20 protein-coding genes are annotated in these 26,982 nt (G+C 65.9%); all 20 read right to left on the minus strand.

Annotation, left to right across the window (positions count from 1 at the left end; genetic code table 11):
- Window positions 1-165 precede the first annotated feature (165 nt).
- A complete protein-coding gene (gene ligA, locus GGD61_RS10250; RefSeq protein WP_183230665.1) occupies window positions 166-2,319 on the minus strand; it encodes an NAD-dependent DNA ligase LigA in 2,154 nt (717 codons plus the stop codon).
- Window positions 2,320-2,516: 197 nt separating this feature from the next.
- Complete coding sequence (gene recN, locus GGD61_RS10255) at window positions 2,517-4,190, minus strand: DNA repair protein RecN (RefSeq protein ID WP_183230666.1); 1,674 nt, start codon at window positions 4,188-4,190, stop codon at window positions 2,517-2,519.
- A gap of 13 nt (window positions 4,191-4,203) precedes the next feature.
- The gene (locus GGD61_RS10260) at window positions 4,204-5,094 is read right to left on the minus strand and encodes an outer membrane protein assembly factor BamD (protein ID WP_092253450.1); all 891 of its coding nucleotides are present in this window, start codon (window positions 5,092-5,094) and stop codon (window positions 4,204-4,206) included.
- A gap of 246 nt (window positions 5,095-5,340) precedes the next feature.
- Complete coding sequence (gene lpxC, locus GGD61_RS10265; protein WP_092253452.1) at window positions 5,341-6,303, minus strand: UDP-3-O-acyl-N-acetylglucosamine deacetylase; 963 nt, start codon at window positions 6,301-6,303, stop codon at window positions 5,341-5,343.
- 363 nt (window positions 6,304-6,666) lie between these two features.
- Complete coding sequence (ftsZ, locus tag GGD61_RS10270) at window positions 6,667-8,466, minus strand: cell division protein FtsZ (RefSeq protein WP_092253454.1); 1,800 nt, start codon at window positions 8,464-8,466, stop codon at window positions 6,667-6,669.
- 87 nt (window positions 8,467-8,553) lie between these two features.
- Entirely contained in the window at window positions 8,554-9,876 is a 1,323-nt protein-coding gene (gene ftsA / locus GGD61_RS10275) for a cell division protein FtsA (RefSeq protein ID WP_018318682.1), read from the minus strand.
- On the minus strand, window positions 9,873-10,895 hold the full coding sequence (locus GGD61_RS10280) for a cell division protein FtsQ/DivIB (RefSeq protein ID WP_018318681.1): 1,023 nt from the start codon (window positions 10,893-10,895) through the stop codon (window positions 9,873-9,875). The genes ftsA and GGD61_RS10280 overlap by 4 nt, the downstream gene beginning before the upstream one ends.
- A 349-nt stretch (window positions 10,896-11,244) precedes the next feature.
- Complete coding sequence (locus GGD61_RS10285) at window positions 11,245-12,231, minus strand: D-alanine--D-alanine ligase (protein WP_092253456.1); 987 nt, start codon at window positions 12,229-12,231, stop codon at window positions 11,245-11,247.
- A gap of 96 nt (window positions 12,232-12,327) precedes the next feature.
- Entirely contained in the window at window positions 12,328-13,248 is a 921-nt protein-coding gene (gene murB / locus GGD61_RS10290; protein ID WP_092253458.1) for a UDP-N-acetylmuramate dehydrogenase, read from the minus strand.
- A 192-nt stretch (window positions 13,249-13,440) separates the two neighbouring features.
- Window positions 13,441-14,844, minus strand: coding sequence for a UDP-N-acetylmuramate--L-alanine ligase (murC, locus tag GGD61_RS10295; RefSeq protein ID WP_092253972.1), 1,404 nt, complete (start codon window positions 14,842-14,844; stop codon window positions 13,441-13,443).
- 124 nt (window positions 14,845-14,968) lie between these two features.
- Entirely contained in the window at window positions 14,969-16,069 is a 1,101-nt protein-coding gene (murG, locus tag GGD61_RS10300; RefSeq protein ID WP_092253460.1) for an undecaprenyldiphospho-muramoylpentapeptide beta-N-acetylglucosaminyltransferase, read from the minus strand.
- A gap of 172 nt (window positions 16,070-16,241) precedes the next feature.
- Window positions 16,242-17,393: a putative lipid II flippase FtsW gene (gene ftsW / locus GGD61_RS10305; RefSeq protein WP_018318676.1), complete on the minus strand. Its 1,152-nt coding sequence runs from the start codon at window positions 17,391-17,393 to the stop codon at window positions 16,242-16,244.
- Between the two features lie 211 nt (window positions 17,394-17,604).
- Window positions 17,605-18,009 (minus strand): hypothetical protein, encoded by a 405-nt coding sequence (locus GGD61_RS10310; protein WP_092253462.1) that lies wholly within the window; start codon window positions 18,007-18,009, stop codon window positions 17,605-17,607.
- 2 nt (window positions 18,010-18,011) lie between these two features.
- Window positions 18,012-19,412 (minus strand): UDP-N-acetylmuramoyl-L-alanine--D-glutamate ligase, encoded by a 1,401-nt coding sequence (gene murD / locus GGD61_RS10315; RefSeq protein ID WP_183230667.1) that lies wholly within the window; start codon window positions 19,410-19,412, stop codon window positions 18,012-18,014.
- A gap of 7 nt (window positions 19,413-19,419) precedes the next feature.
- Window positions 19,420-20,523, minus strand: coding sequence for a phospho-N-acetylmuramoyl-pentapeptide-transferase (gene mraY, locus GGD61_RS10320; protein ID WP_018318673.1), 1,104 nt, complete (start codon window positions 20,521-20,523; stop codon window positions 19,420-19,422).
- A 175-nt stretch (window positions 20,524-20,698) separates the two neighbouring features.
- Complete coding sequence (gene murF / locus GGD61_RS10325; RefSeq protein WP_092253467.1) at window positions 20,699-22,078, minus strand: UDP-N-acetylmuramoyl-tripeptide--D-alanyl-D-alanine ligase; 1,380 nt, start codon at window positions 22,076-22,078, stop codon at window positions 20,699-20,701.
- Complete coding sequence (locus GGD61_RS10330) at window positions 22,075-23,532, minus strand: UDP-N-acetylmuramoyl-L-alanyl-D-glutamate--2,6-diaminopimelate ligase (RefSeq protein ID WP_092253469.1); 1,458 nt, start codon at window positions 23,530-23,532, stop codon at window positions 22,075-22,077. Before GGD61_RS10330 ends, murF begins: the two co-directional genes overlap by 4 nt.
- Before the next feature lie 79 nt (window positions 23,533-23,611).
- On the minus strand, window positions 23,612-25,354 hold the full coding sequence (locus tag GGD61_RS10335) for a penicillin-binding protein 2 (protein WP_092253471.1): 1,743 nt from the start codon (window positions 25,352-25,354) through the stop codon (window positions 23,612-23,614).
- Complete coding sequence (locus GGD61_RS10340; protein WP_092253473.1) at window positions 25,351-25,743, minus strand: hypothetical protein; 393 nt, start codon at window positions 25,741-25,743, stop codon at window positions 25,351-25,353. The genes GGD61_RS10335 and GGD61_RS10340 overlap by 4 nt, the downstream gene beginning before the upstream one ends.
- A gap of 3 nt (window positions 25,744-25,746) precedes the next feature.
- Window positions 25,747-26,736 carry a 16S rRNA (cytosine(1402)-N(4))-methyltransferase RsmH gene (gene rsmH, locus GGD61_RS10345; protein ID WP_177236962.1) on the minus strand — a complete coding sequence of 330 codons (990 nt, stop codon included), beginning with the start codon at window positions 26,734-26,736 and terminating at the stop codon, window positions 25,747-25,749.
- Window positions 26,737-26,982: the final 246 nt, after the last annotated feature.

Consider the following 26,982-nt stretch of genomic DNA (forward strand, 5'->3'; position numbering starts at 1 on the left):
GTTACCCTTCCCCTCCCCCCTTGTTGGAGAGGGTGGCTCGCCGCGGAGCTGCGAGACGGTGAGGGGTCTCTCTCCACGCAGATCACTCTCAGTCGAGTTTGTGAATACAACCCCTCATCCGGCGCTTCGCGCCACCTTCTCCCACAAGGGGAGAAAGAAGAAACCTCACTCCCCGATCAGCGTCAGCCACTCGTCCTCGGTCAGCACCTTGACGCCGTGCTTGTTGGCCTCAGCCAGCTTCGAGCCCGCGCCAGGACCGGCAACGACGAGATCGGTCTTCTTCGACACCGAGCCTGAGACCTTGGCGCCCAAGCGCTCCGCTGTGGCCTTGGCCTCGTCGCGCGTCATCTTCTCCAGCGAGCCCGTGAACACCACCGTCTTGCCGGCGACGGCCGAGTTGCTCTTTGGCTTCTCGGCGTCGACGATCTCGACTTCCTTGGTCAGCCGCTCGACGATGCCGCGGTTGTGGCTCTCGCCGAAATAATCGGCGATGCTCTTGATCACGGTGTCGCCGATCTGGTCGAGCGCGTCCATGTCGGCCATCGCCTCCTCGTCGCCGTGAGCGATCTTGAGGCAGGCGTCGTGGAAGGCGTCCCAAGAGCCATAGCCGCGTGCCAGCGCCAGCGCCGTGGTCTCGCCGACATGACGCATGCCGAGCGCATAAATGAAGCGTTCGAGCGCGATTGTGCGCCGGCTCTCGATGGCGCCGAACAGATTGCGCACCGAGGTGGCACCGTAGCCCTCGATCTCCTCGAGCTTCAGCTTCGCGTTGCGCTTCTCCAGCGTGAAGATGTCGGCGGGCTCCTTGACCCATCCCTCGTCAAAGAAATACTGCAGCTGCTTCTCCCCTAAACCGTCGATGTCGAAAGCACGGCGCGAGACGAACAGCTTGAGGTGTTCGACCTTCTGATACGGGCAGGCGAACTCGCCGCTGCAGCGGGCGCGGGATTCCTCCTCGCCGGCTGCGGTTGCGCCGCGGACGACGTCGGTGTGCAGCGGGCACGGGCACTTCTTCGGGAAAGAGTATTCCCTGGCGCTCTTCGGCCGCTTGTCGAGGACGACGTCGACGATCTGCGGAATCACGTCGCCGGCGCGCTGGACCACGACGGTGTCGCCGATCCTGATATCGCGCCCCTCGCGCAGCACCTCGCCCTTGTTGCCGATGCCCTTGATATAGTCCTCGTTGTGCAGCGTGACGTTTTGCACGATCACGCCGCCGACGCCGACCGGCTCGAGCTTGCCGACCGGCGTGAACGAGCCGGTGCGACCGACCTGAATCTCGATGTCGCGCAGCACGGTCATGGCTCGCTCGGCCGGGAATTTGTGCGCGATGCCCCAGCGCGGCGTGCGCGAGACGAAGCCGAGCCGCTCCTGCCAGTCGATGCGGTCGACCTTGTAGACAACGCCGTCGATGTCGTAGTCGAGCTCGGCGCGCTCTTCCTCGATGCTCTGGTGGAACGCGATCAGCTCCTCGACGGAGTGACACAGCTTGGTCAGCGGATTGGTCTTGAAGCCGCAGCGCTCGAACCAGTCGATCATGCCGCTCTGCGTCGCTTCCGGCATCGCGTTCATCTGCCCCCACGCATAGGCGAAGAAGCCGAGGGGACGCGAGGCGGTGATGGTCGGGTCCTTCTGGCGCAGCGAGCCCGCGGCCGAATTGCGCGGATTGGCGAAGATGGTATCGCCCGCCGCCTTCTGCCGCTCGTTGAGCGCGAGGAACGCCCTCTTGGTCATGTAGACCTCGCCGCGGACCTCGCAGATATCGGGGATGTTCCGGCCCTTCAGCTTTTGCGGTACGTCTTCGAGCGTGCGGATGTTGGCAGTGACATCCTCGCCGACCGCACCGTCCCCGCGCGTCGCCGCAGTGACGAGCTCGCCACCCTCGTAGCGCAACGACATCGAGAGGCCGTCGATCTTCGGCTCGGCGGAGAAATTGACCTTGTCGTCGTCGAGCTTCAGGAAGCGCACGATGCGGCCGACGAAGTCGCGCACGTCCTCCTCCGCAAAGGCGTTGTCGAGCGACAGCATGGGAACGGAATGCCGGACCTTCTTGAAGCGGCCTGACGGCGCTGCGCCGACCTTCTGAGAGGGCGAGTCCGCGGTGACGAATTCAGGAAAGCGCTTCTCGATCGCATTGAAGCGTTGGCGCAGCGCGTCGTACTCGGCGTCGGTGACGGTGGGCGCGTCCTCCTGATAGTAGCGCTCGTTGTGCCCCTCGATCTCCAGCGCCAGCCGCATGTGCTCGACCTTGGCCTGGGCCTTGGTGAGGTCGGCGACGTCGCGAAGCGGTGTTGTTTTGGATTTTGCTGCTCTGACCATGGTGCTTGGATACGACGGAGCGGGTAGCACGGTAAAGGCGTGTGGAAATCTCGTGCCCCGAACGCAGCGCAGCGCTCCCGGCGATGCGGAGCATCATCCGGTGCGGTGCGCTGCAGAGCCGGGGCCCACGTGGCAGAAATCTGGGTCCCGGCTCTGCGGAGCAGCGCTACGCGCTGCGCCGCGTCCGGGACACACAATCAAGCCGTCGCCGCCTTCAGCAGCCTCTCCGCCGCCGCCCTCGCCTCGGCCGTAATCTCTGCCCCCGCCAGCATGCGCGCGATCTCCTCGCGGCGGTGGTCGGCGGCTAGCGCATCGACGCGGGTGGCGACGCGCTTGCCCTTGTCGAGGGCATCCTTGGAGATCAGCAGGTGCTGGTCGGCGCGGGCGGCGACCTGTGGGGCGTGGGTCACGGCCATCACCTGCACCTTGCCGGCAAGCCGCGCCAGGCGCCCGCCGATAGCGTCGGCGACCGCACCGCCCACGCCGGTGTCGATCTCGTCGAACACCAGCGTCGGCGCCGAGCCGCGGTCGGACAGCACGACCTTGAGCGCCAGCAGGAAGCGCGACAGCTCGCCGCCGGAGGCGACCTTCATCATCGGTCCTGCCTTGGTGCCCGGATTGGTCTGCACCCAGAACTCGACGCGGTCGAAGCCTTGCGGGCCTGGAGCTGCCTCATCGGTCGCGACCTGCGTCATGAACCTGGCGCGTTCGAGCTTGAGCGGCGCCAGCTCGGCGTTGACCGCCTTGTTGAGCTTCTCAGCCGATTTCTGCCGCACCAGCGACAGCTTCTTGGCGGCGGCGGCATAGCGGCTATCTGCCTCGATCGCGGCCTGCTCCAGCTTTTTCAGCCGCGAGGCGCCGGCATCGATCAGCACGACGTCGGCGGCGTATTTGGCGGCCAGCGCGGCCAGCCCGTCGACCGGCGTCGAATATTTGCGCGAGGCGGCCCTCAGCGCGAACAGGCGCTCCTCGATGCGTTCGAGCTCGGCCGGATCGAAATCGGTCGCGGCGAGTGCCGCCTGCAGATGCTGGTCGGCCTCCTCCAGCGCGTTGATCGCCATGTCGATCGCCTTCACGGCCGGCTCGACCAGTGCGGGCGAATTGACGCCGCGGCGTTCCAGCCGGCGTACCGCCGCCGAGAGCGTCGAAACCGGCGAATGGTGCCCACCGACAGCCTCCTGCGCCTCGCGCAAATCGGAGGCGATCTTCTCACCCTGCATCATGGTGGTGCGGCGGTTGGCGAGCGAGGTTTCCTCGCCGTCCTTGGGCGCGAGCTGCTTCAGCTCGGCGGAGGCGTGGCGCAGATAGTCGGCCTCCCGCGCGGCGCGCTCCATGGCGGAGCGATGCTCCTCCAGCGCGGTGTTGGCGGTGCGGCGTGCGTCCCAGAGCGTTTCGACCGCGGCGACGTCCTTCTCCAGGCCGGCGAACGCGTCGAGCAGGCGGCGGTGGGTCGCGGCATCGACCAGCGCACGCTCGTCATGCTGGCCGTGGATCTCCACCAGGGCGGCGCCGACCGCCTTCAGCGTCTGCACGCTGATCGACTGGTCGTTGATGAAGGCCCGGGTGCGGCCGTCGGCGAGCTGCACGCGGCGGAGAATCATCTCGCCGGTGTCCTCGAGGCCGTTCTCGGCGAGGATTTTCGTCGCGGGGTGATTCTTGGGGACATCGAACACGGCGGTCACCTGCCCCTGCTCCACGCCGTGGCGCACGAGGCCCGCGTCGCCGCGGCCGCCGAGTGCCAGCGCAAAGGCATCGAGCAGGATGGATTTGCCCGCACCAGTCTCGCCGGTCAAAACCGCAAGGCCGGTGGCGAATTCGATATCGAGCCGTTCGATCAGGACGATGTCACGGATCGACAGACGCGCCAGCATGGAACCAAATTTCCTAGCCGAGACCCATCTTCTTGAAAGTCCGGCTGATCCAGGACCCCTGATTCTCGCTCGGTTCGAGACCGCCGGATTTTACAAGATTATAGGCGTCCTTGTACCAGCGGCTGTCAGGAAAATTGTGCCCAAGCACGGCCGCCGCGGTCTGCGCCTCGCCGACAATGCCGATCGCCATATAGGCCTCGGTCAGCCGGAACAGCGCTTCCTCGACATGGCGGGTGGTCTGGTACTGCGTGACGACGGTCTTGTAGCGGTTGATCGCAGCCGTGTAGTCGCGCTTCTGCGCGTAATAGCGGCCGACGTTCATTTCCTTGCCGGCAAGCTGGTCGCGCGCACCCTCGATCTTGGCCTTGGCGGATGTCGCGTATTCCGAGTTCGGATATTTGCGCACCACCTCTTCAAGGGCGGCGATCGCCTTCTCGGTGCGGGCCTGATCGCGGCTGGTGTCCGGGATCTGGTCGTAATGGGATGCGGCAATCAAATATTGCGCATAGGCCGCATCCGGGCTGCCGGGATGCAGCGTGACGTAGCGGGTGGCAGCGCCGATGCAGCCGTCGAAGTCGCCGCCCTGGTAGGACGCATAGGCCGACATCAGAAGCGATTTACGGGCCCAGTCGGAATAAGGATGCTGGCGGTCGACCTCTTCGAACTTCTTGTTCGCCGCCTTCATGTCCTTCTTCTCGTTCATGAGGTACAGGCCCTCATTGTAGATCTTGTCGGCGGGCTCCTCGACGAAGGTGTCGTCCTTGGCGGTGAACTTGTCCCAGAGCGAGCCGGTGCCGCAGCCGGCCAGCGGCAGCGCGAGCATCATGAAGGTGACGGCCTGAAGCAGCCCGCGGGCTCGCGACGAGACCGAGAAATATCCGCGCGTCGTACGCTGTGCCGACATGAGTTTAAGCCCTGACGCCCTGTGATGCGGTGCCGCCAGCCCATGAACCCCGTCATGGGCGCGAAATGTAACCGTGGTGCCTTGCCATGCGACCACGCCGATGTATCCGAAAAGCGATCTTTAACCAACCGGATAGGCAGGCATTTCGCCCGGATTAAGGCGAACGTGCCGCAATCCTAGCCGATCGTGGTTACCAGGAGTTTCCCGGGGTAAGCCGCTGCCTGAGGCAGGCGGCAACAGCTCTGTTCAGGACACGTCCGGCCCATAGGCCGCAGCGATCCGGCCGCCGACGATTCCGCGGCCGACCTCGCCCACGGGGCGCGTGGTGCGGCGGGCTGCCTCGCCCTCGACCACCCGCCAGGCGGTACGGTCGGCGAGCAGCGCGGTCAGCACAGCGTGGTTGAGCTTGTGGCCGCCACGCACCGAGCGGTAGGCGCCAAGCAGCGGCAGGCCGGCCAGGGAGAGGTCGCCGATCACGTCCAGCACCTTGTGGCGGGCGCATTCATCGGCGTAGCGCAGGCCCTCGGTGTTGAGCAGCCGCTCGTCGTCGAACACGACGGTGTTGTCGAAGGAGGCGCCGAGGGCATAGCCCGCGCTCCAGAGCCGCGCAACGTCGCTCATCAGACCGAAGGTCCGGGCCCGGCCGACTTCGCGGCGGAAACGCTCCGGGTTGAGATCGAAGGCGTAGCTCTGCTGGCCGATGACGGGATTGGTGAAATCGATCTCGACCTCGACGCAGAACCCGTTGGCATAGGGCCTGATCTCGCCGAAGGAGTCGCCGATCTTGACTGAGATCGGCTTCAAAACCTGGATGAAGCGGCGCTGCGCCGGCTGGGTAACGATGCCGGCCTGGTCGATCGCCGCAATGAAAGCCGCCGCGCTGCCGTCCATGATCGGCACTTCGGGACCGTCGATCTCGATGGTGGCGTTGTCGACACCCATACCCCGCAGTGCAGCAAGCACGTGCTCGGCGGTGGACACCAGCGGACCGTTGCGATCGCCGAGGACGGTGGCGAAGTCGGTCGCGATCACCTGCTCGGCGGTCGCCTGAACTTCGCGGTCACTTCCCTCGAGGCCGGTGCGGACAAAAATAAAACCCGCGTCGACAGGCGCAGGCCCAAGGGTGAGAGTGACGGGAAGACCGGAGTGAACGCCTACGCCTGCCACGGAGGCTTGCGCACGAAGCGTTGTTTGCCGGCTAAATTTCATCAGGAACCCGCCCCACTACGACCCACTGCGACTTATACTGGACTCACTTGGCCGGCCAGTGCCGGGCCCCTGCGAATCCGTATCCCCAAGTCACGCCAAACCATAGTCACTGCCTCAAACAGCGCCAACTCACGCTTTTTTACCGATTGTTACCCCAAACCTGCCGTATTCGCGCCAAGGCTTAACCAAATTGCGCCGAGGTTTTGGGTCGCTTCCGGCAGTTTGACTGAACACCCAAACACGTAATTAATGATTTAAAATCAGTTGCTTGTCTGCACAATCCGGACATGCACGGGACAAAAGGAAAGGTCCCGGCAAGCTTGTTGCCGGGACCTTTTTTCGTCTGCCTTATTGTAACAATCCTCAGGTCGCCTGCCGCCGCAGGAAGGCCGGGATATCAAGATGGTCGTCGCCCTGTGGCGCCGGCGCAACAGGCGCCGGACGGCCGTGCATGTCCAGACCCTGCGGCGCGGGGCGGCGGGCATACTCAGATACCGGCTCGCTCGATGCGATCTGCTGCGCCACGGTCTTCTGCTGGCGGCGCTCGGGCAGCGGCGGCATCGCGGGACCGGCGGTGCGGGCCGCGACCGGCGGCTCGCTTTCCTCGTCGCGACGGCCGAGGCCGACATTGGCGAGGCGCTGCAGCAGCGACAGGCGGGTCTTCTGCGGGGTCTCCTCCTCGACCTCGCCGCGGGCCTGGCGAATCTCGGCCTGGGCCGGCATCGGCAGCTCATCGAGGCGCGGCATCCGCGGCGCACGAACCGGCGCGCGCTCGGCCTGCGGTGGAATGAAGTTCTCCGGCGTCATCGGCTCCTGCATCGCGATCGGGGCCATGTCGGGTTCCGGGAACAGCGTCGGCTTCTGCGCGATCGGGCGCACGGTGACGTCGCCATAGGTCTGCATCGGCGCGGGCGCCTGCGGGACCTCCGCAACGGCGGCGGCGATGGCAGCGAGCGCGGCGCGCTCGACATTCGGACGGGGCGCCATCGGCGCGGCAGCGACCGGGGCTGCGGCCGGAATCTGGCCTTCCAGCTTCTGGGCGCGCTCAGCCATACGCTGATTGTCGGCGCGGAGCCGCGCGGTCAGGTCGGCCAGACGGCTCTCGGCGGCGACGGCGGGGGCTGCGGGAGCCTGCTGTGCCTGCGGCGCCGCGTTCGCAACCGGTGCGGAGGTCGCCTGGCTGTTGCGGGCGATCGCGGCCTGCTCGATGCCGGTGGCAACGACCGAGACGCGGATCAGCCCATCGAGCGCTTCGTCGAAGGTCGCGCCGACGATGATGTTGGCGTCCTGGTCGACTTCCTCGCGGATACGGGTCGCGGCTTCGTCGACCTCGAACAGCGTGAGGTCCTTGCCGCCGGTGATGGAGATGAGGAGGCCCTTGGCGCCCTTCATCGAGCTGTCGTCGATCAGCGGGTTGGCGATGGCGGCTTCGGCGGCGGTCAGCGCCCGCTTGTCGCCGGAGGCTTCGCCGGTGCCCATCATCGCCTTGCCCATCTCGCGCATGACGGCGCGGACGTCGGCGAAGTCGAGGTTGATCAGGCCTTCCTTGACCATCAGATCGGTGATGCAGGCAACGCCCGAGTACAGCACCTGGTCGGCCATCGCGAAGGCGTCGGCGAAGGTGGTCTTCTCGTTGGCGACCCGGAACAGGTTCTGGTTCGGGATGATGAGCAGCGTATCCACGACCTTGTGAAGCTCGTTGATGCCGGCTTCGGCCGTGCGCATGCGGCGGCCGCCCTCGAAGTGGAAGGGCTTGGTCACGACGCCGACGGTGAGGATGCCCATGTCGCGCGCGGTCTTGGCGATCACAGGAGCTGCACCGGTACCGGTGCCGCCGCCCATGCCCGCGGTGACGAACACCATGTTGGCGCCCGAGAGATGGTCGCGCAGCTCGTCAATCACCTCTTCCGCCGCCGCCGCGCCGACGTTCGGCTGCGAGCCGGCGCCGAGGCCTTGCGTGACCGCCGTGCCCATCTGCACGATGCGCTGCGCCTTCGACATCGTCAGCGCCTGCGCGTCGGTGTTGGCGACCACGAAATCGACGCCCTGAAGGCCCGCCGTGATCATGTTGTTGACGGCGTTGCCACCGGCGCCACCGACGCCGAACACGGTGATCCGGGGCTTCAGTTCGTGAATATCAGGAACATTGATGCTGATGGTCATGTTTGCCTCTCGATCACGCGCGCGTGGGTTCGCCCCGGCCGGCGGCCGCGGGAGTTGGTGAAAGTCGGGAATTGCGGAAATGAATCATCAGAAGCCCTCGCGTAGCCATCGTCCGACCTTTCCGAAATAACCGCCGGTCCCTGTCTTGACCTGCTGCCGCGTATGCCGCGGTTCGACATGTTCGTGGTGAACATATTGCGGGTAGACGAGGAGTCCGGCCGGCACCGCGAACGCGGCGTTCTTCGCCTCGTTGGGCAGCCGGCCGAAGCCGAGCGGACGTCCGACCCGCACGGGCCGGCCGAGAATCTGGGTGCCGAGTTCGACGAGGCCGGTCAGCTGCGAGGCGCCGCCCGAGAGCACGACCCGGCCGTTGGGCTCTGAGGCGAAGGGCGAATCCTTCAGCTTGTCCCGAACCATTTCGAAGACTTCCTCGGCACGGTGCTTGACGATGTTGGCGATGGTGGCGCGGGAGACGATCTGCGGCAGATCCTGCTCGTCACCGGCTGTCGGCACAGACATCAGCTCACGCGAGTCCGATCCGCCGGTGATGACGGTCCCGTATAACGTCTTGATTCGCTCGGCATCGGCAATGGTCGCGGAGAGTCCGCGCGCAAGATCCATCGTGATGTGTTGCCCGCCGACCGCAAAACCCGCCGCATGCACGAAACGGCCGCCTGAATAAACGGCAATCGTAGTGGTGCCGGCGCCCATCTCGACAACGGCGGCGCCGAGATCGGCCTCGTCGTCGGTCAGCACCGACAATCCGGCGACGTAAGGGCTGGCCGCCATGGCTTCGACATTGATGTGGCAGCGCTCCACCGCCAGCATCAGGTTCCGCGCCACGGTGGCGTCGCAAGTAACGACGTTCATGTCGACGCCGAACTGATGCGCAACCATGCCGCGGGGATCGCGGATGCCCTTGACGCCGTCGAGCGTGTAGCCGACCGGGAGCGCGTGCAGCACGGTGCGGCCTTCGCCGGTGGCATGACGCATGCCGGTCGAGGTGACGCGGCTGACATCGGCCTGCGTCACGGCGCCACCACGGATATCTGCGGCGGCTTCGACCAGTTGGCCAGAAAGCCGACCGCCGGAGACCGAGAGCAGCACGGACTCGACCCGCACCTTGGCCATTTTCTCCGCGAGCGCGACGGCCTGGCGCACGGCTTGCTCGCATTCGGTAAGGTCGATCACCGCACCGGCCTTCATGCCGCGCGACTGGATCTGGCTGTAACCGATCAGTTCCACCGCATGGGTGCGGCCGCGCAGCGCCTCGCTCGGCGGCGACGGCTTCAGCCGCGCGATCATGCAGGCGATCTTGCTGGTGCCGATGTCGAGGCAGGCGACGAGGCCGCCGCGCTTGTGCGGCATCGGGCGCGTCTTCGGGGTCTGGGTGCGATCAAGACCGGTCATGCGGAATCCCCGGCCTTCTTTTTCTTCTTGTCCTTGAACAGCTCCTCGCGCGCCTTGGCGGCGTCCTCGGACAGCTGCACCACCAGGCGATCAGGCAGGCGCATGTCGACGGCGACGATGTCGCGCGAGAACAGCCTGTCCTCCTTGTCGAGCTTGGACAGCATCGCCAGCGCGTTGCCGACGTCCTGCTCGGGCAGACGGATGTCGAGACCGTCCTTGAGCCTCAGGTTCCAGCGCCGCTCACCGACGAAGATCGCGGCCTTGGTGATCGAGTTGACCTGCGGATAGCGCGCCAGCAGCGCGAGGAAATCGCGGGCCTGGGTCTCGGCGCCCTTGCCGACCACGAGCGGCAGCGACAGGAAGCGACGCGAGACGTAGGGTTCGAGGACGGCGCCGTCATCGGCGATGACCGAGAGCCGGCCGGCCTCCTGCCACAGCGCGAATGCCTTGCGCTCGGTGAGCTCGATCATCAGCTGGCCCGGATAGAGCTTCAGCACGGTCGCATCCGCGATCCACGGATTGGCCTTGAGCTTATCGCGCACCGCGTCAGCATCGAGGAACAGCAGCGAGGAACGGCCGCTGACACCGCCGATGGCCAGGATCTCGTCCTGGGTCAGATGCTTGCGGCCGTTGATCACGACGGAAGTGATGCGGAACCCGGCGGAATTGGCCAGCGCGTTGCGGGCATCGCTGACCGCGGTGATGAAATCCTGGAGATGGCCGCCCTTGACGATGCCGAAGCCGGTGCTGCCGATCAAAAGCAGCACGGTCATGCTGATCCCGACCCGGCGCGGCAGATAGCGCTCCACCAATGCGACCACGCGCGGCGGCGGCTCACGCTCGATGATGGCCTTGGCCTTGATCTTGGCGGCAGCACGCGCGGCGTGAAGTCTTTGCTGGCGCTTGTCCTGCAGCCACTCGCGCAGAAGCACGACCGCTCCGACAGCGGCCGCCTTCAGGTCAGCTTGGGGCCTCAGCGATCTGAAAAACGACCGGGTGAGGCTTCCTGCTCCATCCATTGCACGAGCTCGTCAACAGTTTGCCCGCGACATCGCGCGGATCCTGGCGAACATGACGTCTTCGACGTGCCGGGCCGGGTGCTGGTCTTCAGCAGAAGAAGCCTCTCCCCTTCAAAGCGTTCGCTGGAGGTGACATCACCCCCGACAGCTCACGCGCCGGCAGCCAAAGCGCCATATGCGCCGCCAGCGTTAACCTTCGGACGTCCTGGTAAACAAAAGGTAAAGTTCGTTAACGTCCGGCGCATTTTGCCCCGCGATGTGAGGCATTTATGCCGCGATGTCCGGCATTTTACCGGTTTTGGACCCCAAACTGGCCCGTTTGGCCGATTCGGCCGTTAACCAGTCCTAATTATTTCCGCACGCGCTGCCCGGCAAGCTCCACCAGGCCGCGCAGGAAGTCGACGAATTCGATGCCCTCGGCTTTCAGCGCCTTGGGGTAGAGCGAGGACTTGGTCAGCCCGGGCAGCGTGTTGGTCTCGAGATAGACGAGGCCCTTGTCCGAGACGATGAAGTCCGACCGGGAATAGCCGGCGCAGGACATCGCGCGATGCGCCAGCATCGCCTGCGCCTGCAGCGCCGCGGTGATCTCGGGTGCGAAACGGCCGGGGCAAATCTCCTGGGTCGACTTCAGGAGATATTTTGCGGCGTAATCGAAACTGCCCTCGCCCGGGATGATCTCGATCGGCGGCAGCGAGATGATCGAACCATCGGCGCGCTCCAGCACGCCGCAGGTCGCCTCGACGCCCGCGATGTAGGGCTCGATGACGTACTCTTCGTGCTTGGCCGCGTTGCGGACGGCGACGAGATCCTGCTTGGCGTTGACGAAGATCAGGCCATAGCTCGATCCGTCGCGCGCGGGCTTTGCGATCAGCCTTCCGTATTGGGCAAAAGCCTCGTCGATGTTCTCGAGCGCAACGTTTTCTGGCGGGGTCACACCGCCGAGCGCCGCAAACCGCTTGGCCGCGAACTTGTCGAAGGCCAGATGCGAGGAGGCCGAGCCCGAGCCGGTGAAGGGCACGCCCCGCGCCTCGCACATCACCTGCAATTCGCCGTTCTCGGCGCGTCCGCCATGCAGGCCGAGCACCAGCACCCGATCCTCGGCCTTGGCCTGGTCGAGCGCCTGCGCCAGCGGGATGCCGCGCGTTCCGGGGGCGAACTCGTCCTCGAAGGGGCGGGCATGTTCGAGCAGCTGCTTGGACTGCACCACATGCACCTTGTCCTCGACGTCCCACCACCACAGATCAGCCTCGGGCAATGCATGATGCAGGGCCTGGGCCGAGGCGACCGAAACCAGGCGCTCGCGGTTGGAGCCGCCGAAGAGGATGGTGATGCGCATTCGCTGCCTCGTGCTTTGTCATTCCGGGATGGTGCGCAAGCACCAGACCCGGAATCTCGAGATTCCGGGTTGCGCTGCGCGCCCCCGGAATGAGTGTTAGGGGGAAACCCCAATCCGCTTGATTTCCCAGTGTAGCTCAATTCCGGAATTTGCCTTCACGCGTTCGCGCACGGTCTCGCCCAGCGTCTCGATGTCGTGCGCCGTGGCATCGCCCGTGTTGATCAGGAAATTGCAGTGCATCTCGGAGACCTGCGCTCCGCCGACGCGCAAGCCGCGGCAGCCGGCGGCATCCACCAGCTTCCAGGCGGAATGGCCGGGCGGATTCTTGAAGGTCGAGCCGCCGGTCTTTTCGCGGATCGGCTGCGCGGTCTCGCGATGGGTCTGCACCTCCGCCATGCGCGCGCGGATCGCCTCACTATCCCTGATCTCGCCGCGAAAGCGCGCGGAGGTGAAGATGATGGAGGGATCGACGCCGCTGTTGCGGTAGACGAACTTCATGTCGGCGTTGGAGAAGGTGTGCTTGCTGCCGTCTCGCCCGACGCCGCGCGCCTCGATCAATACGTCCTTGGTCTCGCCGCCGTTGGCGCCGGCATTCATGCGCAACGCGCCGCCGATGGTGCCGGGGATACCGAAATAGAATTCGAGCCCGCCGACATTGGCGGATGCAGCCACTTCCGCCACGCGCTTGTCGAGCGTGGCTGCACCGGCAGTGACGATATCGCCGCTGGCGCTGGCCTCGCCAAAGCTGCGCGGCGCCAGGCGGATCACGACGCCCGCAATGCCGCCGTCGCGCACGATCAGATTGGAGCCGACACCGACGACGTAGACGGGAACGTCGGGAGAAAGATGCGCGAGGAAGTAAGCGAGATCGTCCTCATCCGTCGGCGTGAACAGCACCTGCGCGGGACCGCCGACGCGAAACCAGGTGAGCTCGGCCAGCGACTGGTTGGCCAGCAGCCGCCCGCGCAACTTTGGCATCGCGGCCTTGAGCGACGGTGTGATGTCGGGAAAGCTCATGTGCCAGCGCTCACCAAGAGTGAGGGACGCAGCCTGCTTCCGTTCCCTCCCCCCTTGTGGGGGAGGGGTAGGGAGGGGGGTAGCCACGAACTCAGACCTCGCCCGGGGCCACCCCTCTGCCCCACCCTCCCCCACAAGGGGGGAGGGAGCGCAGTGTGCTCCGTGGCGAATAGTGAAATCAAAATCACCGCCCTACCCCAGCGCCTTCAGTTGGTCCGGCAGCGCATATGCCCATTGCGTGATGTTGCCGGCCCCTAAGCACACGACGAGATCGCCCGACTTCGCCAATCCCTTGACGATGCCCGCGAGCTCCGGCGCGGCCGGCAGCGGGACCACCTCGCGATGACCGTGGGCGCGCAGGCCCGTGACGAAATGATCGCGGTCGATGCCTTCGATCGGCGCTTCGCCGGCGGCATAGACGTCGGCGACAACGACCGCATCGGCATCGTTGAAGCAGGTGCAGAATTCCTCGAACAGCGATTGCAGGCGGCTGTAGCGATGCGGCTGCACCACGGCGATGATCTTGCCGTTGGTGGATTCCCGCGCCGCCTTCAGCACCGCCGCGATCTCGACCGGATGGTGGCCGTAATCGTCGATCACGGTGACGCCGTTCCATTCGCCGGTCTTGGTGAAGCGGCGCTTGACGCCGCCGAAGCCGGCGATCGCCTTGCGGATCGCTTCGTCGGACACCCCGAGCTCGCGCGCGACAGCAATCGCCGCCGTCGCGTTGGAGGCGTTGTGGCGTCCCGGCATCGGCAGCATCAAATCGGAAATCTCGTGCACCGCGCCGGTCTTGCGATCGCGGAACGCGACCTTGAACCTCGATCCGCCGCCCATGGGGGTCAGATCGACGAGCCGCGCATCGGCCTGCGGATTCTCGCCATAGGTGATGATGCGGCGATCCTCGATCTTGCCGACGAGGCTCTGCACAATGGGATGATCGATGCACATCACCGCAAAGCCGTAGAACGGCAGGTTCTCGACGAAATGACGGAACGCGTCCTGCACGGCCTCGAAGGTCTTGAAGTGATCGAGATGCTCGGGGTCGACATTGGTGACGATGGCGACATCGGTCGGCAGCTTCAGGAAGGTGCCGTCGCTCTCGTCGGCCTCCACCACCATCCAGTCGCCCGCGCCAAGGCGCGCGTTGGAGCCATAGGCGTTGATGATGCCGCCGTTGATCACGGTGGGATCGAGCCCGCCGGCATCGAGCAGCGTTGCGACCATCGTGGTCGTGGTGGTCTTGCCGTGGGTGCCGGCGATGGCGACGCAGCTCTTCAGCCGCATCAGCTCGGCGAGCATCTCGGCGCGGCGCACCACGGGAATGCGCCGTTCGCGCGCCGCTATCAGTTCCGGATTGTCGCGCTTGATCGCGGTGGACACGACCACGACCTCGGCGCCGTCGACATTCTCGGCCTTGTGGCCGACCGAGACTTTTGCGCCCTTCTTGCGGAGGCGGTCGAGATTGTAATTGTCGGAAGCGTCCGAGCCCTGCACGGCATAGCCGAGATTGACCAGCACCTCGGCGATCCCACTCATGCCGATCCCGCCGATCCCGACGAAGTGGATGGGTCCGATCTCGCGCGGCAGTCTCATGCTGTGTTCCCTGACCTCGCCGCCTTGCGCAGGCGGCATCTGGCGAAGGTCACGGCCAAATCAGCCGCGCGCCTTTCCTACTGGATGCCCCGCTTTAGAAGGCGAAGACAAGGGCTTTTTCGCGTCAGATTCCCGCGACCTTGACCACCAGATCAGCCAGTCGCTCGGCGGCGTCGAGCCGGCCGGCGCCGCGGGCGGCCTGCGCCATGGCGGCAAGGCGCGCAGGCTCGGCGGCGAAGGCGGAGATTTCGGACGCCAACCGGTCGGAGGTGAACTCGGTCTGCGGGATGCGGATCGCGCCATCGACCTTGACCAGCACGCCGGCATTGGCGAACTGGTCCTGGTCGATCGAGCCCGGCAGCGGCACCAGGATCGAGGGCCGGCCGATCGCTGCGAGCTCGGCCACCGTGCCGGCGCCGGAGCGCGATACCACGAGATGGTTTGAAGCGAGCCGTGCCGGCAAATCGGTGAAGAACGGCGCCAGCTCCACCTTGATCTTGAGCTTGTCATAGACCGCGCGCACTCGTGCCATGTCCTCGTCCCGCACCTGCTGGGTCAGCATGAGCCGGCTCCACAGCGCAGGCTCGAGCCGCTCGATCGCACCGGGCACGATATCGGCCATGATGCGCGCGCCTTGACTGCCGCCGACGACGAGCAGCCGCAGCGGGCCGTTCACCTCGGGCGCAGCGTAAGGCACGGCAGCCGCGGCGAGCACCGCCGGGCGCATCGGCGTGCCGACCGTCGTGGTCTTGCCTGATAGCGCCGGATCGCGATCGAGCACGCCGGGCAGCGACGTCGCGATCGCGCGTACGCGGCCCGAGAGGAACCGGTTGGCGCGGCCGAGCACCGCGTTGGCGTCGTGAATAATGCCGGGTACGCCGGCGAATTTGGCAGCGACCAGCGGCGGCAGCGTCGGATAGCCGCCGAAGCCGACGACGGCAACCGGCTTCAACCGCTTGATCAGACTATACGCAGAGAGCGTGCCGGCCGCGAGCGTGAGCCCGGCATAGGCGAGCTGGAGCGGATTGCGGCCCCGTGCGGTCTCGCTCGAAACGACGTCGATCATGTCCTTGCTGAACAGCCCGCTGTAACGCAGCGCGCGCTCATCCGTGACGAGACGAACGCGAAAGCCGCGCCGGATCAGCTCGACGCCGAGTGCCTCGGCCGGAAACAGATGGCCGCCAGTGCCGCCCGCGGCGAGAAGAATCAGGGGGGAATTGTCCATGGTGGAAGGTTTTACAGGGACTTTTTCGCCATTGCGAGCCGGCTACGCGGCGCTCGTGCCCGGGCGCAGCGCAGCGCTCTTGGCGACGTGGTGCGCTGCTGAACCGGGGCCCATTGGTTGCGGCATTCCGGGTCCCGGCTCTGCGCTTCGCTTGTCCGGGACCCGAGAGCGGCTAAGCGTAACTCCGCATCGCGTCGGCATGGCCGCTGGCCTCGACCTCTGTGCGTGGGCGCAGCCGCGTCAGGGCCAGCATCATGCCGACGCCATAGGCGAGCGACACGATCGAGGAGCCGCCATAGGAGATGAACGGCAGCGTCATGCCCTTGGCGGGGATGAGCTGGAGGTTCACCGACATGTTGATCGCCGCCTGCACGCCGAACAGGATGGCAAGGCCGGAAGCCGCGAAGCGCGAGAACATGTCCTCATTGGCATAGGCGCGCGACAGCGTGCGGATGACGACGAAGGCGAACAGCGTCAGCATCGCCAGGCACAGGATGATGCCGAACTCTTCGGCCGCGACCGCGAACACGAAGTCGGTGTGACTGTCCGGCAGGCTACGCTTGGCGATGCCCTCGCCCGGCCCGAGCCCAAACCAGCCGCCGTTGTAGAAGGCCTCCATGGCGGTATCGACCTGAAAGGTGTCGCCCGAGGCCGGGTTCATGAAGCGCTTGATGCGTCCGGCCACGTGAGGAACAAAGAGATAAGCGCTGAACAGGCCGGCCGCCCCGAGGCCCGCCAGGCCGAACACCCAGATCATGCGCATGCCCGCGATGAAGAACAGCGAGCCCCACACCATCAGGATCAGCATGGTCTGACCGAAGTCCGGCTCCATCACCAGCAGCGCGACCAGCATCATAAGCAGCACCAGCGCCATCGAGGTCGCCGGCATCTCCGGCCGCTTGGTCGATTCCGCGAACAGCCAGGCGGCGATCACGACGAACGACGGCTTTGCGATTTCGGAGGCCTGGATGTTGACGCCGAGCAGCGTGATCCAGCGCCGCGAGCCCTTCACCTCCGGGCCGATCGCAAGCGTGAGCACGATCAGGATGATGCTCGCCGCGAAGATGATCAGCGCCGAGCGGCGGATTGCGCGCGGCGACAGGAAGGACACCCCGAGCAGCACCAGGCAGGACGGGAGCAGGAACAGCACGTGACGGCTGAAGAAGTGGAAGGGATCGAGCCCGATGCGGGTCGCAACCGGCGGACTTGCAGCCAGCGACAGGATCACCCCGGTCAGCATCAGCGCCAGGATGGCGCCCATCAGCGGCTTGTCGACGGTCCACCACCACTCGGAAAAGGGGGTGCGTTCTTCACGGGAGAGCATGGGCGGCCGCTTTCGGACAGAGGTCCGTCCATTGGTCGCCGAGGTTGGTTACCGCAGGGTTAAGGAAGTGGATGAAGTTGTGCACAGTCTCGTGCCCCGGACGCAGCGCAGCGCCCTTGCGGTGCGCTGCAGAGCCGGGGCCCAGCGGCTCCTGGGTCCCGGCTCTCCGGAGCGTCACTTCGTGCCGCACCGCGTTCGGGACACGAGAGGCCTACTCGTAATTGATCGTGACATCCCCCACGCGTTGGTCGCGTTTGTAAATCTGGACTGTCCCCGAAATGGACCCGATCCTGACGGCATGCTCGCTACTCCAGGCAACGAGAACGTCCTGATGCTCGAGTACGCTAAGAAAGGTCGGCGTGCTCTCGGGCGAGAACGTCCGGCCGCGCGCGATGATGCTGGCTTGCGTGCTGTCGGGCACCGTCGCTCCGCACGACTTCCAGACCACGACGACCAACTGGCTACCGCTTGGCGAGGCGAATGCGCGCTGGCGAACGATGCGGCATGCGCCGAATCCGCTCATGACATTGTCGACGATGACAACGAAGAAAAAACCCGCGGCGACCGGGACGGCGAGAGCAGCGACGACAATTCCGATCCAGCGTCGCCGCGACATCCTCACACCACCGGCTTCACGCCCGGCAGCGCCTGCACCAGCTCGCGGAACTTGGTGCCGCGGATCTCGAAATTGCGGTACTGGTCGAAGGAGGCGCAGGCCGGCGAGAGCAGAACCACGGCGTCGGTAAGGTCTGAGGCTTCCGCGTCGCGCGCGGCGTTCTCGACCGCGACGTCGAGGGTCTGGCTGATCTCGTGCGCCACTTGCGTGCCCAGCGTTCCCGAAAACTCCTGCGCGGCCTCGCCGATCAGATAGGCCTTGCGGATGCGCGGGAAATAGCCGGTCAGGCCAGTGATGCCACCGGCCTTGGGCTTGCCGCCGGCGATCCAGAAAATGTCGGCAAAGGACGACAGTGCGTGCGCCGTGGCATCCGCATTGGTGCCCTTGGAATCGTTGACGAACAGCACGTTGCCGCGGCGGCCGACCTGCTCCATGCGATGCGCAAGGCCTGGAAAGCTGCGCAGCCCGCTTTGCAGAACATCGAGGCTGATGCCCATCGCGAGCGCAGCAGCGGCGGCGCAGGCTGCGTTCTGCGCGTTGTGCTGGCCGCGCAGCGAGCCGATGCCGCCGAGCGCGGCGATTTCGCTGCGGGCGCCGCCCGCGGTGCGCACGATATTGCCGTGCTCGACATGGATGCCTGAGGCCAGCGGATTCTTGACGGAGATCCGCACCACGGTCTTGCCGGCGCGGTCGAGCCGGTCGGCGATGTCGCGGCAAAAGCCGTCATCAACGCCGACGATCGCGGTGCCGCCGGCTTGCACGCCGGCAACGAGGCGCTCCTTCACCGCAGCGTAGTGCGCGATGGTGCCGTGGCGATCGATGTGGTCCTCGCTGACATTAAGCAGGATGCCGACGGAGGGATCGAGCGAGGGCGTGAGGTCGATCTGGTAGGACGACATCTCGATGACGTGGACGCGGCCCATGCGCGGCGGCTCCAGCGACACGATCGCGGTGCCGATATTGCCGCCCATCTGGGTGTCGTAACCGGCGACCTTGGTCAGATGTGCGATCAGCGCCGTCGTGGTCGACTTGCCATTGGTGCCGGTGATCGCGACGAACGGCGCATCCGGCGCGTGGCGGCGCCGCTCGCGGCAGAACAGCTCGATGTCGCCGATCACCTCACAGCCCGCCTCGCGCGCCTTCAGCACGCTCCAGTGCGGCACTGGATGGGTCAGCGGCACGCCGGGCGCGAGCACCAGCGCGGTAAAATTCGCCCAGGACACGTTGCGCAGATCGGCAGTGATGAAGCCGGCCTGCGCGGCCTTGGCGACATTCTCGGCATTGTCGTCGGCGGCGATTACCTCGGCACCGCCGGCCTTCAAGGCGTGGCAGGAGGCAAGCCCCGAGCCGCCGAGGCCGAACACCGCGACCGTCTTGCCGGCAAAGGACGTGACGGGGATCATCGACCGATCACCGCAGCTTGAGCGTGGAGAGACCGGCCAGCGCCAGCATCACCGAGATGATCCAGAAGCGGATCACGATCTGCGGCTCGGTCCAGCCAAGCTGCTCGAAATGGTGATGGATCGGCGCCATCCGGAAGATGCGTTTGCCGGTGAGCTTGAACGACACCACCTGCACGATAACCGAGACCGCCTCCAGCACGAACAGGCCGCCGATCACCGCCAGCACGATCTCGTGCTTCACCGCCACCGCAATCGCGCCGAGCATGCCGCCGAGCGCGAGCGAGCCGGTGTCGCCCATGAAGATCGAGGCCGGCGGCGCGTTGAACCAGAGGAAGCCGAGGCCGGCGCCCAGCAGCGCGCCGCAGAGCACCGCGAGCTCGCCGGTGCCGGCGACATATTTGATCTGCAGATATTCGGCGAACACCGCGTTGCCGGCGAGATAGGCAATCATCGCAAAGCTCGCGGTCGCGATCATCACGGGAACGATGGCGAGGCCGTCGAGGCCGTCGGTGAGGTTCACCGCGTTGCCGGAGCCGACGATGACGAAGGCGCCGAAGATGACGAAGAACCAGCCGAAATGCAGCACGGTGTCCTTGAGGAACGGGATCGTCAGCGCGGTCGATGCGGGATCGCGGTTCAGCCGCACCAGCGCATAGCAGGCCACCAGCGCGATCGCCGCCTCGATCAGCAGGCGAAGCTTGCTGCCGAACCCGGTCGTGGTCTGCTTGGTCACCTTGAGGTAGTCGTCATAGAAGCCGACGAAGCCGAAGCCGAGCGTCACCGCCAGCACGATCCAGACATAGGGGTTGAGCGGATTGGCCCACAGCACCGTGCCGACCGTGAGGCCGGACAGGATCATCAGCCCGCCCATGGTGGGCGTGCCCTTCTTGGCGAGATGCGATTGCGGACCGTCGGTCCGGATCGGCTGGCCCTTGCCCTGGCGGATGCGCAAATGATCGATGATCCAGGGCCCGAACAGGAACACGAACAGCGCGCCGGTGACGACGGCGCCGCCAGTGCGGAAGGTGATGTAGCGGAAGACGTTCAGGAAGGTGCGAACGGCACCGAAGCCCGGAAATGTGTTGGAGAGCTCGATCAGCCAGTAAAACATTCAGACGGTCCTATGGCGCCTTTGCGCACGCGGTCTTGGCCTTGATCTTCTTGAGCTTGGCCTCAACGTGCCTTACGCGCATTCGCTGGTCTTCATCATGGTCGCGCGACCTCCGGGAAACCGGACGCTTCGCGGCGCAAAGGGTGGGATTCGGGAACAGCGCCTTCCAAGCAGTTTACGCCTTTGCCTGCAAGGCGGCCACCAGGCCCGGCACAAACTTGTTGACCCAGAACATCTTCTTGCTGCCCTTGACAACCACGACGTCGCCTGCCTTCAGCAGGTTCGCGACCTCACTCGGCTTCAAGGTGGCGGGATCGTCGTGCCAGCCGAGGCCCTTGCCGGCCGGGAGCACATCGTAGAGATGGCGCATCAGAGGGCCGACGCAGTAGATCCCGTCGATCCCGTCGAGATGCTTGGCAAGGCCGGTGTGATAGCCTGGTGCATCATCGCCCAGCTCCAGCATGTCACCGAGCACGGCAACGCGACGGCCGCCGGTCACATTGCGCGCCTGGAGGCTTTGCAGCGCCGCGGCGACGCTGGCCGGATTGCCGTTGAAACTGTCGTCGATCACGGTGATACCGCCGACCGCCTGCTCGACGCCGCGGCCGGTCATGATGCCGACCCGATCGAGCTTGATCGCCAGCGTCGCCGCATCGAGGCTCGCGGCGCGGATGGCGGCGAGCGCGGCCAGCGCATTCTGCACGCGGTGCGGCGCGCCCGGCGTCAGGCTGAAGGCGATTTGCTTCTTGCCGATCATGGCCACGACCTGCCAGCTCTCGCCATGCGGCGCGTGCGTGACCTCGTGCACCTCGGCATGCTCGCCGAAGCGCACCACCTTGCCCTTCCATTCGGATGCCTTCAGCCCGGCCGGCAGCACCAGCACCCCGTCCTCGGGCAGGCCGAGCGCGATCGACACCTTCTCGCGGCGGATGGCTTCGAGCGAGCCGAGCTTTTCCAGATGCACGGGCTGGACGTTGACGACGAGTGCGACGGTCGGCTGCGTCAGTTCGCTGAGCCGCGCAATCTCGCCTTGCTGGTTCATGCCCATCTCGACGACCCAGAGGCTGGCATCTAGCCTGGCATTGCACAGCGTCAGCGGCACGCCCCAGAAATTGTTGAAGCTCGAGGGGCTGGCATAGGCGTTCGGATAGGCCGCCAGAAATTCCTTGGTGCTGGTCTTGCCCGCGCTGCCGGTGAGCCCGATCACAGGCCCGCGGAAGCGGGCGCGGGCGGCGCGCGCGAGGCCCCAGAGGCCGTCGATCAGCGTGTCCTTGACGACGATCTGCGGAATGCGGATGCCCGCGATCTCGTGCGGCACGATCATCGCGACCGCGCCGGAAGCCTCGGCCTTGTCCGCGAACTCCCAGCCGTCGCGCGCGCTGGCGAAGGCCGAGACGAAGCCGCCGCTCGGCGTACCGCTCAGCGCGACGAACAGGCTGCCGGGCTTTACCAGCCGGCTGTCCTGGGTGACAAAGTGGATCGGCGTATCCGGAAATGATCCGGCAGCGCCCAGCGCGCGCGCGACTTCGGCAACCGTCCATATCGGCGCGCTCATGCAACCCTCGACGCTAATGCGGCGGCGACCGCCTCGTGATCACTGAAGGGCAAAACCTCTCCGCCGACGATCTGCCCGGTCTCGTGTCCCTTGCCAGCGACGAGCAGTGCATCGCCTTCCTGTAGTTCCTCGATCGCGGTTCGGATTGCCGCGGCACGGTCGCCGATCTCGCGGGCGCCCTTCGCCGTGGCGAGGATTTCGGCGCGGATGGCTTCCGGCTTCTCGCTGCGCGGATTGTCGTCGGTGATGATGACGCCGTCGGCATTGTCGGCCGCGATCTCGCCCATGATCGGACGCTTGCCGGCATCGCGATCGCCGCCGGCGCCGAACACGACAACCAGCCTGCGCTTCGCATAGGGCCGCAGCGCCTGCAGCGCCTTGGCGAGCGCATCGGGCTTGTGCGCGTAGTCGACGAAGATCGGCGCGCCATTGCGCTCGCCGACGCGCTCGAGCCGGCCCTTGGCGCCTTCGAGATGTTCGAGGCTTGCGAACACATTGGCGGCATCGCTGCCGGTACCGATCGCAAGTCCGGCCGATACCAGCGCGTTCTCGATCTGGAATTCGCCGACCAGCGGCAGCCGGACGGCATGGCGCTTGCCGCGATGCTCGACCGTCAGCTTCTGAGAAAATCCTTCGACCTTGGCGTCGGCAAGACGGATACCATCGCCTGCCCCGTCGCCGTTGCGGCCGACTGCCATCACGCGCAGGCCGCGTGCCTTCGCAGCATCGATCGCTTCCGCCGAGCAATCTTGATCGGCCGAGATCACCGCCGCGCCGCCCGGAGAAACGAGTTCCCGGAACAGGCGCAGTTTCGCTGCAAGATAATGCGCGACGGTCGGATGATAATCCATGTGGTCGCGCGACAGATTGGTGAAGCCGCCGGCCGAGACGCGCACGCCGTCGAGCCGGTACTGATCGAGCCCGTGCGAGGACGCTTCGAAGGCGAGGTGCGTCACGCCCTCGCGCGCGATCTCGTCGAGTTGCCGGTGCAGCGCAATCGGATCCGGCGTGGTCAGCGAGCCATAGACGGTGCGCTTGGGCGAGACGAGGCCGATGGTACCGATGCTGGCGGAAGCGTGCCCCAGCCGCTCCCAGATCTGGCGCGTAAACGCTGCGACCGAGGTCTTGCCGCTGGTGCCGGTCACCGCGGCGATGGTCGCGGGCTGCGACGGGAAGAATTTTGCAGCTGCCAGCGCCAGCGCGCGGCGCGGATTGGCGACAGTGATGAACGGCACCTTGCAGGCAGCCGGCGCGTGGTCGCCGACGACGGCCACGGCGCCTGCGGCCACCGCGGCATCGATGAAGCGCGCACCGTCCGTCTTGCTGCCCGCGAGTGCGAAGAAGAGGTCGCCGGCCTTGACCACGCGGCTGTCGAGCGCAAGGCCCGTCGCCTCGAGCGCCGCGATTGCGGGCTCGATCGCGGCATCATTGCCTAAGAGGTCGCGCAGCTTCATGGTCTTCCAGTCGCCGTACCGAAAGCCGAATCTTGAGGGAAATCCCCGACTCAGCAACGGCTACGGCCCACCCGATTGATTACTGGGTTGTCCTGGATGCTGCAAGAATAAGGCGCTCGGACGGCGGCAGGTCGAACCGCGGCTCGACGCCCAGAAGCGGCGCGATCCGCTCGATCACCTTGCCGCCGGTCGGCACCGCGTTCCAGCCCGAGGTGATGAAGCCCTTGGTTTCGGGAATCGCCTGCGGTTCGTCCAGCATGATCAGGATCTGATATTTCGGATCGTCGCAGGGCATGATGGCCGTGAACGAGTTGAGCACGCGCTTCTTGGCATAGCGGCCGTTGATGACCTTCTCGGACGTGCCGGTCTTGCCGCCGACATAATAGCCCTTGACGTCGGCGGTCTTGGCGGTGCCGATTTCGGCGTTGAGCCGCATCAGGAACCGCATCTTGTCGCTGGTCTCCGTCTTGATGACGCGCTTGGCCATCGCCGCCGCTTCGGATTCGCTGCGCTTCATGAAGGTCGGCGGAATCAGATAGCCGCCGTTCACCAGCGCGTTGATCCCCATCACCGCCTGCAGCGGCGCCACCGACATGCCCTGGCCGAACGCGATGGTGACCGTGTTCAGCTCACCCCAGCGGCGCGGGATCAGCGGAGCCGCGCTCTCCGGAAGTTCCGTGCGCAGCCGCGTCAGCTGGCCCATCTTGGCAAGGAACGCCTTGTGCGCTTCCACACCCTGGCCGAGCGCGATCCGCGCGGCGCCGATGTTGGACGAGTAGGTGAACACTTCCTTGGTGTTGATGAAGCGTCCGAGCGGGTGACTGTCGTGGATGGTGAACTTGCCGTAGTGCAGGTTTCCGCGGGCATCCCACGACGTGTTCAAATTGATCTTTCCGGAATCGAGCGCCATCGCCAGCGTGAACGCCTTGAAGGTCGAGCCCATCTCGTAGACGCCGGTGGTCAGGCGGTTGATGCGGTCCGGGTCGTGCGCTTCCTTCGGATTGTTCGGATCGAAGTCCGGAAGCGAGACCATCGCCACGATCTCGCCGGTCTTGACATTGGAAACGATGCCGGAGGCCGCCTTGGTGTGGAACTTCTCCTTGGCCTTCAAGAGCTCGTCCCGCAGCGCGTGCTCGACGCGCAGATCGATCGAGAGCTCGATCGGCTTTTGCAGCCGGTCGGTGGCAAAGCCCGCGCGATGGAGATCGGCAAGGCCCTGGTTATCGAGCCACTTCTCCATGCCGGCGATGCCCTGGTTGTCGATGTTGACGAGACCGATGAGGTGGGCGACCTCGTTGCCGGTCGGGTAGACGCGCTTGTTTTCGCGCAGGAAGCCGATGCCGGGAATGCCGAGCTTGTGGATGGCCTGCTGCTGCTTCGCCGTGACCTCGCGCTTGAGCCAGACGAAGCCCTTGCGCGTCCTCAGGCGCTCGCGCACCTCGGCCTCGTCGAGGTCGGGCACGGTGGCGGTAAGAAGCTCGATCGCCTCGTCCTTGTCGATGATGCGGCGCGGCTCGCCGAACAGGCTCGCCGCCTTGACGTCGGTCGCAAGAATGGCACCGTTGCGGTCGACGATGTCGGGGCGTGCGGTCGCCACCACCTCCTGCGCCGCGGCGCGGCGTGCGCCATGGGCATCGGCGCCGATCGCGAACATCACGAGCCGCCCGCCGATCAGGGCGTAGACCGAGGCGAAGGCGAGCATGGCAAGACCAACGCGCGCGCGTGCCTTCGCGGCGCGGTCGACATTGCGCCCGTAGAGCAGGCTGCGGATCAGCCGCTGGCGCCAGGGTTCCGTCGGTTTGGCCGGAATCGCACCGCTCATTGCTTGTCCTCGGGCTGAGGCACGGAGCCCGTCACATTGTCAGGATCGCTCGCGGCTTCGATGGTGTTGAGCATGGCTCCGATCGGATCGGGCTCGCCCGGCCTGAACATCCGCGGCGGACGCTCCGGCAGGTTCTTGAGCTGATCATATTGCGTGCCGTTGACCGGCTTGAGCTGCAGATGCCGGTCGGACAGGCCCTGCAGCCGATGGGGCGCATCGAGCTTGGCCCATTCGGATCGCAGCGAAGCGATCGCGTCGCGCTGTTCGCGGATCTCCGCATGCAGCCGCAGCACCTTCTCGACGCGCGCCGTGGAGTCCATCTTGATCCGGTAGACATAGGCCGCCGCGAAGATCAGCGCGCCGATGACGAAGAGGTGGATGATGCGCATGCGCTAGCCGCCCCTCATCACGTCGGAGAGTTTTGGCCAGGACGATGGTTCGCCATCCTGATGCGCGGGCGCCGAGGTGCGCTCGGCGGCGCGGAGCTTTGCGGAGCGCGCGCGCGGGTTATGCGCGACTTCGTCCTCACCGGCGATTACGGGCCGCCGCGTCAGGAGCTGGAAGCTCGGCGGAACCTGCGCCACCTCCGGTAAATGCCGCGAGCCGCCGCCGGTCTTGGAACGCTCGGAGAGGAAATTCTTGACGATGCGATCTTCCAGCGAATGAAAGGAGACCACGACGAGGCGTCCGCCCGGCTTGAGCACGCGCTCGGCCGCAGCGAGCGCGGTCTGAAGTTCCTCGAGCTCTTCGTTGACGAAGATGCGCAGGGCCTGGAACGTCCGCGTCGCCGGATGAATGTCGCCGGGCTTCGAGCGCACCACCCTGCCGATGAGGTCGGCAAGCGCACGCGTCGTCGTGAACGGCGTCTCCTGACGGTCCGCGACGATGGCGCGGGCGACGCGGCGCGAATGCCGCTCCTCGCCGAGGAGATAGATGATGTCGGCGAGATCGGCTTCCGAGGCAAGGGCGACGACGTCCGCCGCGGTCGGCCCCGCCTGCCCCATCCGCATGTCGAGCGGACCGTCGAGGCGGAACGAGAAACCGCGACTGGCCTGGTCGAGCTGCATCGAGGACACGCCGACATCCATCACGACGCCGTCCACGGCGTCCACGCCTTGCGCGGCGCAGACCTCGGCAAGATTGGAGAATCGGTCCTCGACCAGCGTCAACCGACCCGCGGAGCGTTCGACCAGTTCGGCACCGCCGGCGATGGCGGTGCTGTCGCGGTCAATGGCAATGAGCCAGGTTCCCGGCACGTCGAGGATGGCGCGGCTATAGCCGCCGGCGCCGAAGGTGGCATCGACATAAATACCGCCATCGCGCGGGGCGAGATGGGCGACGGCTTCGCGGCCGAGAACGGGGATGTGCGGAGCCGAGCTCATGCGCCAGGCCTGCTGGAGGCCCAGCCTGACGTCCAAGCGAGATTGGGGACGAACAAGCCCATGACGCCTCGAATGACTCCGTATCGCGGCGGTTCCACGACCGCACCGTCCAGCATGGTTACCGCGCCCGGTCGTCCCGGGCGGCAAACCCAGTGTTCCCAGCGGAATTTGTCGGGCAGCCATGGGATTTCGAGCCAAAATACGCTTTGGCCGCCTCCGGACGCGGGTCGGCTCTTCATCCCTCAG

Source organism: Bradyrhizobium sp. SBR1B (assembly GCF_014198205.1).
In the GTDB taxonomy this organism is placed as follows: Bacteria; Pseudomonadota; Alphaproteobacteria; order Rhizobiales; family Xanthobacteraceae; genus Bradyrhizobium.